This window comes from Paenibacillus hemerocallicola, assembly GCF_006265175.1.
In the GTDB taxonomy this organism is placed as follows: Bacteria; Bacillota; Bacilli; order Paenibacillales; family NBRC-103111; genus Paenibacillus_AB; species Paenibacillus_AB hemerocallicola.
Genome location: NZ_VDCQ01000065.1, coordinates 48055 through 61313 on the forward strand (window position 1 = coordinate 48055; position 13259 = coordinate 61313).

Annotated in this window: 12 protein-coding genes and 2 pseudogenes; 11 read left to right on the forward strand and 3 right to left on the reverse strand. The window is 47.3% G+C overall.

The features are described from left to right. Window positions 1–734 precede the first annotated feature (734 nt). The 7 genes and pseudogenes from FE784_RS32410 to FE784_RS42710 all read left to right on the forward strand — a co-directional run. Window positions 735–1241 carry a P-loop NTPase family protein gene (locus FE784_RS32410; protein ID WP_218103848.1) on the forward strand — a complete coding sequence of 169 codons (507 nt, stop codon included), beginning with the start codon at window positions 735–737 and terminating at the stop codon, window positions 1239–1241. A gap of 398 nt (window positions 1242–1639) precedes the next feature. Further along, window positions 1640–2341, forward strand: coding sequence for an RNA polymerase sigma factor (locus FE784_RS32415; protein WP_139606399.1), 702 nt, complete (start codon window positions 1640–1642; stop codon window positions 2339–2341). A gap of 75 nt (window positions 2342–2416) precedes the next feature. Further along, entirely contained in the window at window positions 2417–2854 is a 438-nt protein-coding gene (locus FE784_RS32420; RefSeq protein WP_139606400.1) for a VOC family protein, read from the forward strand. A 21-nt stretch (window positions 2855–2875) separates the two neighbouring features. Further along, window positions 2876–3259 (forward strand): VOC family protein, encoded by a 384-nt coding sequence (locus tag FE784_RS32425; RefSeq protein WP_139606401.1) that lies wholly within the window; start codon window positions 2876–2878, stop codon window positions 3257–3259. A 19-nt stretch (window positions 3260–3278) separates the two neighbouring features. After that, window positions 3279–4646, forward strand: a complete 1368-nt coding sequence (locus FE784_RS32430) for a serine hydrolase domain-containing protein (protein WP_139606402.1) — start codon at window positions 3279–3281, stop codon at window positions 4644–4646. Beyond that, the gene (locus tag FE784_RS32435; RefSeq protein ID WP_139606403.1) at window positions 4624–5538 is read left to right on the forward strand and encodes a VOC family protein; all 915 of its coding nucleotides are present in this window, start codon (window positions 4624–4626) and stop codon (window positions 5536–5538) included. The genes FE784_RS32430 and FE784_RS32435 overlap by 23 nt, the downstream gene beginning before the upstream one ends. A gap of 1102 nt (window positions 5539–6640) precedes the next feature. After that, window positions 6641–7111: pseudogene (locus FE784_RS42710) on the forward strand (dihydrofolate reductase family protein); the annotation flags it as partial. Window positions 7112–7390: 279 nt separating this feature from the next. On the opposite strand, the gene FE784_RS32450 reads toward FE784_RS42710, so the two are convergent. After that, window positions 7391–7909, reverse strand: a complete 519-nt coding sequence (locus FE784_RS32450; protein WP_139606404.1) for a DUF3231 family protein — start codon at window positions 7907–7909, stop codon at window positions 7391–7393. A gap of 41 nt (window positions 7910–7950) precedes the next feature. Next, on the reverse strand, window positions 7951–8202 hold the full coding sequence (locus FE784_RS42715; protein ID WP_139606405.1) for a WGxxGxxG family protein: 252 nt from the start codon (window positions 8200–8202) through the stop codon (window positions 7951–7953). A gap of 161 nt (window positions 8203–8363) precedes the next feature. On the opposite strand from FE784_RS42715, the pseudogene FE784_RS42210 reads away from it, so the two are divergent. After that, window positions 8364–8534, forward strand: a pseudogene (locus FE784_RS42210) (ATP-dependent DNA ligase); the annotation flags it as partial. 231 nt (window positions 8535–8765) lie between these two features. Here the strand turns inward: FE784_RS42210 and FE784_RS32465 are convergent. Beyond that, complete coding sequence (locus FE784_RS32465; protein ID WP_139606406.1) at window positions 8766–8999, reverse strand: glycine zipper domain-containing protein; 234 nt, start codon at window positions 8997–8999, stop codon at window positions 8766–8768. Between the two features lie 194 nt (window positions 9000–9193). On the opposite strand from FE784_RS32465, the gene FE784_RS32470 reads away from it, so the two are divergent. The 3 genes from FE784_RS32470 to FE784_RS32480 all read left to right on the forward strand — a co-directional run bounded on the left by FE784_RS32470 (window position 9194) and on the right by FE784_RS32480 (window position 12966). Beyond that, entirely contained in the window at window positions 9194–9517 is a 324-nt protein-coding gene (locus FE784_RS32470) for a DUF2642 domain-containing protein (RefSeq protein ID WP_139606407.1), read from the forward strand. A 271-nt stretch (window positions 9518–9788) separates the two neighbouring features. Further along, on the forward strand, window positions 9789–10724 hold the full coding sequence (locus FE784_RS32475; protein WP_139606408.1) for a glycosyltransferase family 61 protein: 936 nt from the start codon (window positions 9789–9791) through the stop codon (window positions 10722–10724). A 376-nt stretch (window positions 10725–11100) separates the two neighbouring features. Then, window positions 11101–12966, forward strand: a complete 1866-nt coding sequence (locus FE784_RS32480) for a hypothetical protein (protein WP_139606409.1) — start codon at window positions 11101–11103, stop codon at window positions 12964–12966. Window positions 12967–13259: the final 293 nt, after the last annotated feature.

Genomic DNA, 13259 nt, shown 5'->3' on the forward strand with positions numbered 1-13259 from the left:
CGGTACGGTCGATCTCAATACAGGTTTGCGAATGATGGCGGAAGAGACACAGAAAATGATAAACGAACAACCGAAGCCATAAGGCGATTACGTATTAGTCACTTTAGAGTTGACATGGTGAACCTATCAAGTTATGGAGTCCATATGTGCAATACTATAAAATCCAAACTTTGTGCCGTATGACAACTCAGTCATATCGGCACTTCTTTTAATGATGTGGCGCATCAACGGTTTCAACACAAAAAAACGCGGAAAAAAAGTGTCGGATGACAAGAACATAGTTGCCGGCACGACGGATCCTGACGCTCACCAAGGAGCCGAAGTACCTGTGACGCCGATCAGCGAAGGAGCAGAATTCAGCCGCCGTCGTCGGAGACATCCGCTGGAGACAGCACCAGCGGGTTTGAAACAAGTATGCTCCGTGCCTCCATTAAGAGCTGGCTGTAGATACGTCTGTGTCGGTTCCAATTTGGGTGTGTTACTGGATACTACTGTGTCAGAAAGCATGAAAATTGGCACATTTTATGATCTTCATCATCTGCACCCACTTTACAGAATGTCCCTTCTGTAAAGTGTTTCTTACTTTTTGAGAGATTTTGGACTCGAGAGAATCGCCGGCGGATATCTTTGCAAAGGTTTATCCATTAAATGGCTAACGGGGCAGGATAGCTTAAACAATACGACGAAATACTCTCAACATAGGTAGTTCCACGAATACAATCTGGAAGAAAGAGGTGTTTGCAATCCGAATCCATATCATCGGCGGCTCAGGTAGCGGTAAATCCTATATCGCGGCGTTATTGAGCGATAAGCTCAGGATCCCGCATTACGATCTAGACGATATTTTCTGGGATAATCAATCGAACGAATATGGCGTAAAGGCACCGGAGGATGAGCGTGACCGCCGGCTCAGAGAAATCATCGGTCTCGATTCGTGGATTGCAGAAGGCGTATACAGGTCGTGGGTAGGGCCGAGTTTTGCCGCTGCAGATAAGATTATCGTACTTATGACGCCGTTGTCCGTTCAGGAGGAACGAATCTGGAAGCGTTATGAAGAGCGTATTGCGGGCATCGTCCCAGGCAAGAAGCGCGAGACGCTCGAAGGCATCCGCAACTTGTTGGCATGGAATAAAGACTACAATCTGACGAAGCTGCCTAACTTGATCGGCCATTGGGACTATAAGGACAAAATGATCCTCGTTCGCGATAATTTGGATCTTCTTGAACTTCAATTGATGTGACTTGCTTTTTCTTGTTACGTTAACGGAGTACGTTAGTTCAATGTTCAACAATGACTAGGCTGCCTACATGAATCGGCAAACTAGCTCCGTCTTTGACCACTGACGTAAACAACCCGACACGATAATTGTAATTTTACTCCAAACGCGTGGAGTGTCATTATGCTGGCATTACTCCAATCAAATCGAAGTTACCAGCGCATGAACTTAACATATATATACATCTACTTTGCCCCTGGTGACAGCGACGCTGGTACTACCCCATATAAATCAACTACAAAACTATGGCTTTTTCTATGTAGCCTTACGCGAGGATTGGACACCAATTGGCGCGGCGATAGCGAAATGAATATGTCTGGAGGCTGGGAAGTTAGTGTCATTAAATATAATGGAGGCGGTTTATGAAGCCCGGTGTACCTGCTTTCCATGACGAATTTCAAATGCTGTTTCAACCTTATCGGGAAGCGGTGCTCCGATTTTGCCAGCTGATTACAGGCAATCCTTGGGATGCAGAAGATGTGTTTCAAGAAACGTTGCTTCGGACGTACAGAGCATCTTTGCAGAATCCAAGTATGACGGTGAACAAAAGCTTCCTCTTTCGAATCGCAACCAACGTATGGATCGATTGGTGCCGAAAAAACAAGTTGTCGCCCAATCCGCTGGCCGAGGATGAAATCGAATATCGCGACGAAGCGTTTGATTTGCATGAAGCGATGGAATGTCTGCTGACGGCTCTGGAACCGAGGCAGGCGGCGATACTTCTCTTGATCGACGTTTTCGGATTCGCCTCGGGCGAAGCGGCACAAATGTTCGAATCCACGGAAGGCGCAGTAAAGGCTACGCTTCATCGTGCACGCTCCGCTTTGAAGAAGCAAGCGGAAACGAACCGTATTGAGCGGCTGGTTGAACGCCAGCCGATGCTGATCGGACGGTTTCTTGATGCATTCCGGAACGACGATCCGCTGGCCATCCGGGAAATATATATGGAATTGAGAAGGACCGGGCTCGAAATCGAAACGTTCCCTCAAGGACAAAGGCTCTGTTTCCGGTTTAAAGATCCCGAGGGCAACGTTATTGTAGTATGCTCTCCCCATTTGCGATAATCTCAGAAAAAAAGTTTTTAGCCCCCATATCGATCTGCAGATTTTTTACGTTGTATACAGTGAAGGAGGAAAAAAATGTACAAACCATCGGAATGTATGCTGGAAAAAATCGAAATGGTTTCCTTGCGGGTTAGAGATGTTGCACGTTCGGCGGGATGGTACAAAAAGCATGCGGGGCTCAGCATACTCTGGAACAACGGCGAAACCGCCGGGTTGAGGGCGAATACGGGGACGGTCGTCGTGCTCGTTCAAGCCGATCAACGAATTCCGTTTACCAAGGAACGGATCGTTCACTACACGACGCCCGATATTTATCGGGTGCACCAAGCAATGAAGTCGGCCGGGGTTATGGTGGAGGAAGTCAAAGCGTGCAATCATACCGGATGCTTTTCGTTCGAAGATCCCTCCGGTAGCCGGGTCATGGTGTGGACGCCGATCTACTTCAATTCCGCTGCAGACCAACACGCGATCCAAACGCTGATCTGTACCGTCTCGGAGCCAGTCTTGGTGTAATTTTTTTGGAAGGAAGATTCGATGAAACCAAGCAAACGAGCGCCCTCGGTATCGCTTATCGGCGTTGTATTCCATCACGTTCACGATGTGGAGCGGATGCGGGACTTTTATTGTTCGGCGATGGGGCTTCGGGAATTGTGGAAAAGCAATGACGGAGCCACCGGCCTTGTTACCCGGGCGCGGAAAGGCCCCCTGTTCATTATCGACAATAAACAAATCAGTCCGGACAGCGGGATTGAGTTCAGCCTCGAAACCGATGACATCGAATCTGTCCATCGGCACATGCGGTCGAATGGGGTCGACGCAGGGGAAATCCGGCATTTCGATAACTCCGCTTTGTTTCATTTTACGGACGAAGACGGGTACGGTCTGATGATCTGGGGAGCAAAAAGCCAAAAAGAATGATTGCGGGAGGAAAGCTGCAATGAATCTATTCGTTCCGTCCGAATGCACCGACCCGTCTTGTATCGTTCGCGACCAAGAGGTGCTGAGATCAAGGATGGACAAATATCTGCAAGCTTATGAGCAATTGGACTATTTCAGCGGTTCTGTACTGGTAGCGCTCGATGGCGAGATTGTGTTAAACGAAGGCTATGGGATGGCCGACCGGGAGCATGAAGTCAAAAATACACGTGATACGATCTTCCAGTTGGGATCTGTAAGCAAGTCCTTTACAGCTGCCGCGATCATGCTGATGCACGAGCAAGGCGTTATTAACACGGATCAACCTATCGACCGGTATTTGGCCGATTTCCCGAATGGGGATACAATCACCATTCATCATCTGTTGACGCATACGTCCGGTCTTTCACATCCCGTGGGCCTGAATACGAAAGTGTCCATGAAGCTGGAGAATGTCGTTCATAAATTCCGGGATCAGCCGCTTGCCTTTCCTCCAGGAGATCAGTTCCAATACGGGAGCTCAGGATATATTTTACTGACCTATTTAATTGAGCAAGTCTCGGGGAAACCGTTCGAAGCGTTTTTGCAGGATCATATTTTTCATCCTCTTGGCATGCATCATTCCGGTTACGATGTTCATAATCGCATACTGAAGCACAGGGCAGCCGGTTACTCTGCGGCGGGAGATGAGGTCGTTCATGGAGAGTATGCACATATGTCGACCCATGCCGGAGCAGCCGGACTGTATTCCACTACCGGTGATTTGTACTTATGGGACCAAGCCCTGCATTCCGACCTGCTGTTCAGCCGGCAAACCAGAGAGCGCTTATTTACTCCGTTTCTGCAAAATTACGGGTATGGATGGTATATTGACCGGCAGTCTTTGGGCGGACGCTTGAGAACCCGAATCCATCACGGGGGGTTGGGCAATCCCGGGTATTTCACCCGAATGACCAGATTTGCGGATGAACGGCTATTGATCGTTGTTTTAAGCAACTTCCTGTTGTCTCCTCTGGAAAAAATGAATCGGGACTTGGCCGAAATGATGTTTGGAGAAACCGTAACTTTCCCGGACAAGCCCGAAGTTCAGGCACCGGTGCAACCAATGCGTTACGGAGGGTTTGCCGGAACCTATGAAGCGTTTATACCGATTCATGTAACCGTGGAGCATGGGCGTTTGTTCATCAACATATTCGGATTCAAACTGGAGCTTTTCCTCCAATCCGAAGCTGCGGAACAGATCGATTTCTATGCAAAAGCGGCATACGTTCGTATTTCCTTCCGGAAGAACTTTTCCGGAAAAATCGACGGGGCGACTATACATTGGCTCGGGGAAGAAGGATATTATGCCAAAAGGAGAGATGAATATGAGCATGCAGCAACTCGCTGATAAAAAGGGACTATTCGTTACAAACGGCGATATTATCCTCGGAAACCTGGTGCCGGATCCGCATATTGATTCAAAGCTGACGGATGACGGTCTTCAATTTTCGTTTAAAGATCGGTGGGGCTGTGCCAAAACAGCCGGCATGGCATTCTCTGCGCCTATGCAAATCAAGGCCGAAGTACGAAGCTCGGCTGCGGATTTCCGTCTTCATGTCGGACCTAATGCATGCATTCGTATTAATGGTTTGGACGGTTTTTTAATTTCACGCGATCCCGTTACGAAGGAAGAGAAGGAAGAGACAGCATTGTCTAGGCAGATCGCTTTTAAACCAAACGAATTTGTTCGCATACAGTGGGACATTCTCCCTGGCTATTCCGTTGTTAAACTCAATGATGAAGAATTTATCCGGATAACCGGAGATTACTCCAAATTAACGAATACGGTACATATTAGCTCGGGCAAAGATGTGAGTATTACTGTTAAATCATTGGATATACAGCGTCTCTCCAAAGGGATTATGGGGGAATACCGTACTGTCCAGGTGCCTGACCTGAGAAGTATTGGCTCAGTCTTTATTGAAGTAAAGGATTCGACGGTAGCCAGTGAATGGTACGCCACTAAGCTTGGTTTAACTGCCGCATATCTAGGAAACGGAATGGGCACAGCCCGGCCTATCCAGCATGGAGTAGGGATTACTATGCTCGGCGATCCAGGACATAATGCAGGAGTTCGGCTTGGTTTTTGGACTCCGGACATTAGGAGAACTTATGAGATCATGAAGGAAAATGGAGTGGAAATCGTAGGAGAACTACGCGATCACGGCGATTTTGCAGAATTCAATTTTAAAGATATAGACGGTAATTTAATGATGGTTTGCTGGCGTCCGGAAAAATAGAATAGAAACGTAAACGTAAAGCTGGTTGTATGCTTTTAGACTAACTGGAAAAAAACCATATCGTTAATCTAACGGAGACGATAGTTGAATCACCGGTTAGGCCGTCGATAAGTTCGACGTGTACGGTGAAAATAAAGTATTAGACTGAATGTGTTAAGTACATGCGGCTTTCGAATCACAAAACCGTCAGACTCCTTAAAATAAGTATTAGACTGATCCTAGAAATTGAAACAGCGACAGCCATGGACGAGAAAATAAAGTCCAAGACTGTCGCTGTTTCATTGAACTAACATCCCCGTTTAGTTTAATGAGGCTGCCGACAAAAGTTCTAAAGGCCTCAATCCTTCCCTTCATTCAAGAAAAATTTGAAGAAAATAGGGCGCTTTTTTCAGTGTCCCTGTAGCCTATAGCTTGGAAATGCCGCTTGGTATTCTGCCTGTGCGTTGAATGGTGCGAATCTGAGAAGTTGTTATCCGGAATCCAACCAGAATAAACGACGTGGTTATATTGTTAAAGTTAAAAGCTCGTAAGTTTGAAATGTTCTGGCTACCACGGAAAATTCGAAAATCCCCTGTAAAGTTGCGGCCTGAAAACAGTACTAACGTAACTTGACTAGGAATTACAACATTTCTTAGCCGAAAACTGGAGATGATGTTGTTAAAACCGAATAATCCCAGACAGAATGTCCCTTCTGTAAAGTGAAATGCGGAAAAGCGGTCTCGAAAAACACCTGAGACCCGCGTATAGCGGGACCCCAAGGGAACATATCGCAAAACATACTGATGCCGTCGAAAGAACGGCATAAGGAAGGTGGAAGTCGCGGCTTCGCCGGCTGCAGCTGGCCGTAGATATCGATGGCCGGCATTACAGGTCAGCGTATTTTATTTTACTGACTTGAAACTTCTTTTGTTGAACCTGAGTTGTTAGTCAAAAAATCGACCCGCAGGCCATGTCGACAAATGGGGTGTAAAAAGACTTATGGAGGATGATTTCATTGAAGGGTAGACGATCATCAAAAGTTTTAAATATTCATTTAAAGGAATATTCTTTATACGTTATATTCAAATTATAAGAAAGTCATAATATGAAAGGGGGGTGAAAAGTGGGAAAAATCGCAGCATCAATCTATCTATCTCTGGACGGAGTCATGGAAGAGCCGGGGGCTTGGCACATGCCTTATTGGGATGATGAAATGGCCAATTTCCAACGCGATGTGTTCTATCCGAGCGACGCGCTTCTTCTGGGGCGAGTTACTTACGAAGGTTTTGCCGCAGCGTGACCCTTGATGAAGGGGGAGGGTGCCGACGAGATGAATTCCATGCCCAAGTATGTGGCTACCACTACGCTAGAAGAACCCCAATGGAACGCCAGTTTCATCAAAAACAACATTTTAGAAGAAGTGACCAAGCTTAAGCAGGGAACGGATTATCAATTTCTGATCTATGGCAGCGGTCAATTGATTCGCACCTTGATGGATCACAATCTTATCGATGAGTATCACTTTATGGTCCATCCGGTAGTATTAGGCAAGGGCAAGCGACTCTTTACGGAACAGGATCAAAGAGAAACAAAAAGAGCACGTTGCTATCCAAGCTAGGGAGTCATCTGGCCATATAGTGTCATGACAAAGCCTCCCCATGCATACGTAAGTAAAACTCCAGCAACCAATGCGAACATATCTAAGAGGATATTGCATTTCGTTGCTAAAGCTGCAAGCAACCATTCCCTATAAGTAGTACCCCTCTACATGATCAATACCTAATGATTGATAATTAAACTCTAACGGAGACGATAGTTCAATCCGAAGAAACAATATCCCCCGCCAGCCGCAGCCAGTGGGGGATATTGTTTTTTATGCCTCAACTAACTCAGGTCTTTTAATCTGCAGAGGAGGCGGAACCAGCCAACCTTTTTCTTTACTCATCTGTAAAATTTTCAAACCTAAAGCAGCTTTCGTCGCATGGTATTTACCGAATAACGCTCCAACATCCACACGAATCGATTTGCCCATGACCATGCTGCATGCAACCAAGCTCGCGGCAGTGTCAGTTGCAACAAGTGACGCAATTTCTTGATCCGTAATTCTTGCGCCAACGGGAATTTCTTCGAGTTTTGCTTCGGGTCTTGCAGGAAGAGTCGGTGATGGAGCAATTCCATTGTGAGTCAGGATCTGATCACATTCTTCTGCTTCCAATTCAGCTTGGTTGATCAAATCGCCCAGTATTTTTTTCAGATCTTTATCACCGGCATGATACTGATAAGCCCGATAAACAGAAATACAACCTTTTGCTTTTACCGAGGACGACCAAATATCAAATACCTCTCCATAATGAAGGGGCTCGTCTTTTGAATTACCACTTAAAATCCCCACCCAATACCACTCCTTTACTGATGTTGTTTTCAAAACAAAACTTATTTTTCAGGATTTTTCGATCGATTTCTCATTCCAGCTAAACCTAACAGACCGACTAATCCTAACCATCCCCAATTCCTGTTATTGTCCGTTGTTGCGTAGGCTCGAGTAGTCGTATTGTTAGTTCCATTGTTTGCATTATCCATCGTAGTATTTACGGGCACGGCTTCAGTGGGGGTACTACTGGCATATGCCGGTATAGTCAGAAGGCTGAACGACAGAACTACTGCTGCCAGGAACTTTTTTCCCATTTTCTTTACTACCTCCTTTCTAGAGTTTCATTTCGTTAATTAGTTTTTCTCTCCGTAAGGCTTAATTATCAAAACAAGATTTTACCAATTTTAAGAAGAATCCAATACTTACCTGTCAAACTAACCGGACACACTGCTACAATTGATCATAGGTGATTCCTATGTTCATTGCCCCGATGCTGCTCGAGACAGCGAAATCCGCATTTGACAGTCCTGACCATATATTCGAGCCGAAGATCGACGGTCATCGGCTCATTTTGTCGCGCCAAAACGGCCTAACTCGCCTCTATACGCGCCACAACAACGACTGCACCCGGCAGAACCCGGAGCTGTACGTTGACTGGCTCTTTTTTTCGCTCCCTAAAATAAAAAAAGATCGAGGAAAAGGGGAAGATCCTCGATCGATGAGACGATGCTGGAGAACGCGCCTAATCTCCAAGCGTAATATCATAATATTCGGCATTTTAGATTAATCTTGGACTAATGCAGAAGATCTGTCGTCCTTCCAATAGAAACAAAATCCCCGCCAGCCGAAGCCAGCGGGGGTACTATGGTGCTGATGTTCAGTCCCCCGTAGTGCCCTCGTTATGATCAGCACCCTCGCCCACCTTGTTGCCTAACGCTCCTCCTACGATGCCACCCACAACTGTCCCAATTGGACCCAGAGCAGAACCCACGGCAGCGCCAACGACACCGCCACCCACAGTTCCTAAAGCTTCTCCAGCCTCAATCCCATTCGTGTCGGTGGTGTTACGGTCATACCCATCATTTCGATTGCGGTCGTTTTTTTTAGCCACTCATCTCACCCCCCGTATCTTGTTAATAAACGCAGTTACTTTGCAAAAATATCTTGCCCTAACCCCTCTGAAAAATACAGCCATGCCAGCATAGCAAGTAAGTGGACAAATAAATGTCATTTGTCACATGTAGTAGGCACTTGTCATACCATGGGAGAAGTGTTTTATCACCTATGACAAAGGAGCAACATCACATGAACAGACCGATTTATTATGCCTATCCTCAAGCTTACGCACCGAACCCCCATCAGTTGTATTATCGAAATGAAGATGTGGAACGTAAGGAAGCCCCGGTAATGCCGAAAAATGTTATGTATACGACATCAGTGGAACTCAAATTTATCGAGCATTTTACACAACACAAAGGGCTGATGGTTTCTATCACAACAACTGTTGGAAAATTGGTGGGCTTACTGGAAGATGTTTTCATTGATCACGTAGTTCTTGAAATTCAAGGGAAAAAGCACTACATTCGGGTATGCGAAATCGTTTATTTTGAAAAAGCTGAATCTAAGTAATAGTTACTCAAGCCGGGCTTTTGTCAAGCGTTTCTTGGATTTACCGATTTGGGAACAAAGGGGAGAACCAATGGCAAGCCTAATGAATAGTCTAAACTTGGGCCCCTGCGAATGGATACAGTTGTGCCAGTCATTTGACTGGCTCTTTTTTAGTTCCGTAAATAAAAAAAAAGATCGAGGCAGGGGAAGTTCCTCGATAACCATGACGCTGGAGAACGCGCGGTAGTGTGTTATTGGGAATAGCAATGCGATTAAGACCGATTTCTCCAACTTGCCGGATGGCCGGTACTGGGGGGGCGGAGATGGCTCGGGGGCCGTTATCGCGCCGGATAACAAGCTGGTCTGGGACGTGTCGATGCATTATCAGATCCCGGGCTGGATTCATCCGGTGTTCAAGAGAACCAATCTGCCGAACGCGGCCTACACTCCGGAGACGGTCGCGGTTCTTGCGTTCGTTTGGAGCCGCAATTATTTCCATTGGATGATTGACGTACTGGCAAGGATCGACTTGCTGAGAAGAAGCGGCTTGCACATCGATAAATACATCATAACGAATGACGGTGCCTCGCGGTTTCAGGAGGAGACGCTCGCTCTGCTGGGCATACCGCGGGAGAAGGTCATTCGATCGTACGAGGGGCTTCACCTGAAGGCCGCGAGGCTCGTTGTCCCTTCACTTCAACCGTATTGGCTGGAGCCGTTCATAGCCAACCCACTTCCCAAGTGGGGAACCGATTTTTTGCGAGAGCAGCTTCTAAAGTCGGTGAATCCGCGGCCTTTATCCGGATATGAGCGAATCTATATAAGCAGAGGCGACGCGAAGCACCGGAAAGTGCTGAATGAACATGAGGTGATGAGAGTTTTGGCTGCACGCGGATTCCGGGTAATATCGCTCGGGACGATGCCGGTCGCCGATCAAGTAAGGCTTTTCGCATCCGCCGAATGCATCATAGCCCCGCATGGCGCCAGCCTCACCAACCTTATGTTTTGCCGGCCGGGAACCCAAGTCGTCGATATATATCCGACCCGCTATATGTACCCCTGTTTTTGGCACCTCAGCAGCTACTATGATTTGCGGTATTTCTATTTGATAGGTCTTGGAAATCGTCTGTCCGAAAGCGAAGGCATCGGCATGGTGGGACATGTGCATGATGATATTACGGTCGACCTCGATTCATTGTCCGACATGCTCCGGCTGTTGGGGGGATAGAGGAGAGGAGGCTGGGGCTATCGGAGTTCGGGGGAGAACACGAGAAAATGCTGCCGGGCTTGCCGTCCCGGCTTTATTTTTTTGTATCAGTCTACGAAGAGGAGAGGCGAGTTCATTGTGGCGAAGGAGCTTGATATGAAACTGCTGGTCAGCGGTGTCAACGAAAAGGGAGGCTTATACAGGCTGGTATGGGTACGAGAGCTCAATTTTACGACATTACGAGGCAGCCGGCGAATCGAACGGCTGCCTCGTTACGCTAACAGGCAGAACAATGCAAAAAAAGCTTATTGTTTCAAGTGAAACTTACCGAGAACTCGACAGTCTAAATAACAAGAAAGGTAAGTCGAGTTCATGGATAAGGAGTGGAACCGGCACTATGAAACTTAAATCTTTATTGCTTGCCGCCTTATTGGCTTCCGGCCTAACCTACACGCTTACGGAGAAACTCGCAACGGCACAAGCCGCGGAGAGTTTGCAGGCCGTAACATCAACAGATGAGAGCCTGACGCTGTTTGAAACAACGACGCTTCGAGATGATCAAGGACTGGAAGTGGGTTCGGTCTCGCCGCAGCAAGTCCGTATCCTGCAAATTTCCAGCATACGAAGAGGACATGGAGAAGGGTACCTGGTGCCGATGTATTTGATTTCCACCTGGCTTGGCGATAAATGGATCATCCCTGATAACGCGCTGAAGGGCAGCGAGGAAAAGATGGATACGTACCTCGAGCTGTCGCATGAGGAAAGACTGTACGACGATCCCGGACTTCTTTCGGAAAAGGGAGTGATCGGCAAGCAAACCGTCAAAGTATTGTCCCGTTGGGATAGAAGGTACAAGATCGCAACTCCGGATGGTGAGCGCTGGATTGCGCCCGGAGGGTCGGCAATCACCGGCGTCAATCCGATTCAAGCGGATGTGCAGTTGAAAGCGCAAACGAAACTGTTCCGCTTCCCGAACGAATATGATACCGGCGCTAGTGTATCCCCGCAGGTTATGCACGTAACCGCAGTATGGCGCGACTGGTATCGGGCGGATTCGTGGCTCGGACCGGTCTGGTTCCGGCTTCATGAGCTGGACGCCGTCGACGCAGGCGATAATGTCGAGGTAGGGCTGGGAGCTCGATATTTCGATGGGAAGCAGACGCAGATTCGTGCGCAGGTACAGCTCGGACCGAAGTGGCGTGAGCAGAGCGAGACCTTTCCGGTCAGCTTCAACGTCGCATTCTATGACGACAAGGGGGACCGCATCGGCGTCTCCTCGGGAGCCACCGTCCACCTTGCCAGCGGAGAGCCGACAACCGCAGATCTAACTGTGGATCAGAACATCAATCAGTTTGCGCTTGCGATAGTCGAGCTCGGCATGTTTAATGGGAATATCGTTAAGCGTACCGCACCCGGCGATCCCATGGCCATTTCGGACGCAGCAAATCAAGTTCTGCGGATTGGCGCCATCCAGGTGAGGCAGGAAGGAGCGTTCTCGGTCATTGCGGGCCAATATGAATATAAACTAGGTGGCGCGCATCGGTTGTTGGCGGAGCTGTCTTTCTTGGACGCTGACGGAAAATCGATCGCGCGAATGCCACTAAGCCTTGCGTTTGACGACGCCTATCCGGGAAGCGGCGCGCTTCGGCCGTTCGAAGCAGTCGTACCTACGGACGTCACGAAGTACGCGTCATTGTCGCTTAAGGTGCTGGAAGTGACTGACAATGAAGCAAAAGATATTCTCAACAAGCTTTTACCGAAGGCGATAGGTATCATTGGAGGAATGTTTAACGGATCTGGATGGTTCACGGAAGATGCGACGAAACCGATTCCGGGTGAAAAAGAGTATTTTCTTGTAACCGGGGAGAAATGGAAAACGGAAATGGATACCCGGAACGTCAAATCAATAGCGGATTTAAAAAAAGTAATAGAGGATGTATTTAAAAAAGATATCGCTCAAAAGCTACTTTATAGCCGTTATCTGGAAACGAAAGATGCGGGTCTTCCTCTTTATAAGGATTATGAAGGGCGGCTTTATGTAAACACACAAAATGGAGGACACGGATGGGCGACAAAATTTCTAATCGATACCGCCAAGATAAAAAGTCAAAAAGACAATATTGTAGAAATTGCGTTAGATACTACAGTACTTGACGACCCGTACGGTACACTGATTATAAAAATTGAATATGTAAATGACAAGTGGTTGATGGCATCGGGACTTGATAATTATGAGTCTATAATAAGTGGATCTGTAAAATAGATTGTGTAAACACTCAAACCGATTAGATATGATTCGTGAGTGGCTGTTTTTGGAATGTCTGTACCACCTTTAAGCTAACGCGTGATTCCGCTACCCTGAAAATAACTCATAGCGCGTATCCCTAAAAAAGGCAATACCAAACTAGGCGCAGCTTGTACAGTTTTTAAAAAAGCTGCGTCTGCTTTTTAGTGGGGAACGGATCAGGAAACTTCAGATGTGGCCAATGTTACGGTAAAGCCAAGGTTTTCGAGCTTTCGGACGGTCTGTCTGACGATAGCGTCTTGGTGTCGTTT

Bases quoted from the DNA above. Each gene is read 5' to 3' on its own strand.
- FE784_RS32415 (WP_139606399.1), top strand. From the start codon at position 1,640: ATGAAGCCCGGTGTACCTGCTTTCCATGACGAATTTCAAATGCTGTTT.
- FE784_RS32420 (WP_139606400.1), top strand. From the start codon at position 2,417: ATGTACAAACCATCGGAATGTATGCTGGAAAAAATCGAAATGGTTTCC.
- FE784_RS32425 (WP_139606401.1), top strand. From the start codon at position 2,876: ATGAAACCAAGCAAACGAGCGCCCTCGGTATCGCTTATCGGCGTTGTA.
- FE784_RS32430 (WP_139606402.1), top strand. From the start codon at position 3,279: ATGAATCTATTCGTTCCGTCCGAATGCACCGACCCGTCTTGTATCGTT.
- FE784_RS32435 (WP_139606403.1), top strand. From the start codon at position 4,624: ATGAGCATGCAGCAACTCGCTGATAAAAAGGGACTATTCGTTACAAAC.
- FE784_RS42715 (WP_139606405.1), bottom strand. From the start codon at position 8,202: ATGGGAAAAAAGTTCCTGGCAGCAGTAGTTCTGTCGTTCAGCCTTCTG.
- FE784_RS32470 (WP_139606407.1), top strand. From the start codon at position 9,194: ATGAACAGACCGATTTATTATGCCTATCCTCAAGCTTACGCACCGAAC.
- FE784_RS32480 (WP_139606409.1), top strand. From the start codon at position 11,101: ATGAAACTTAAATCTTTATTGCTTGCCGCCTTATTGGCTTCCGGCCTA.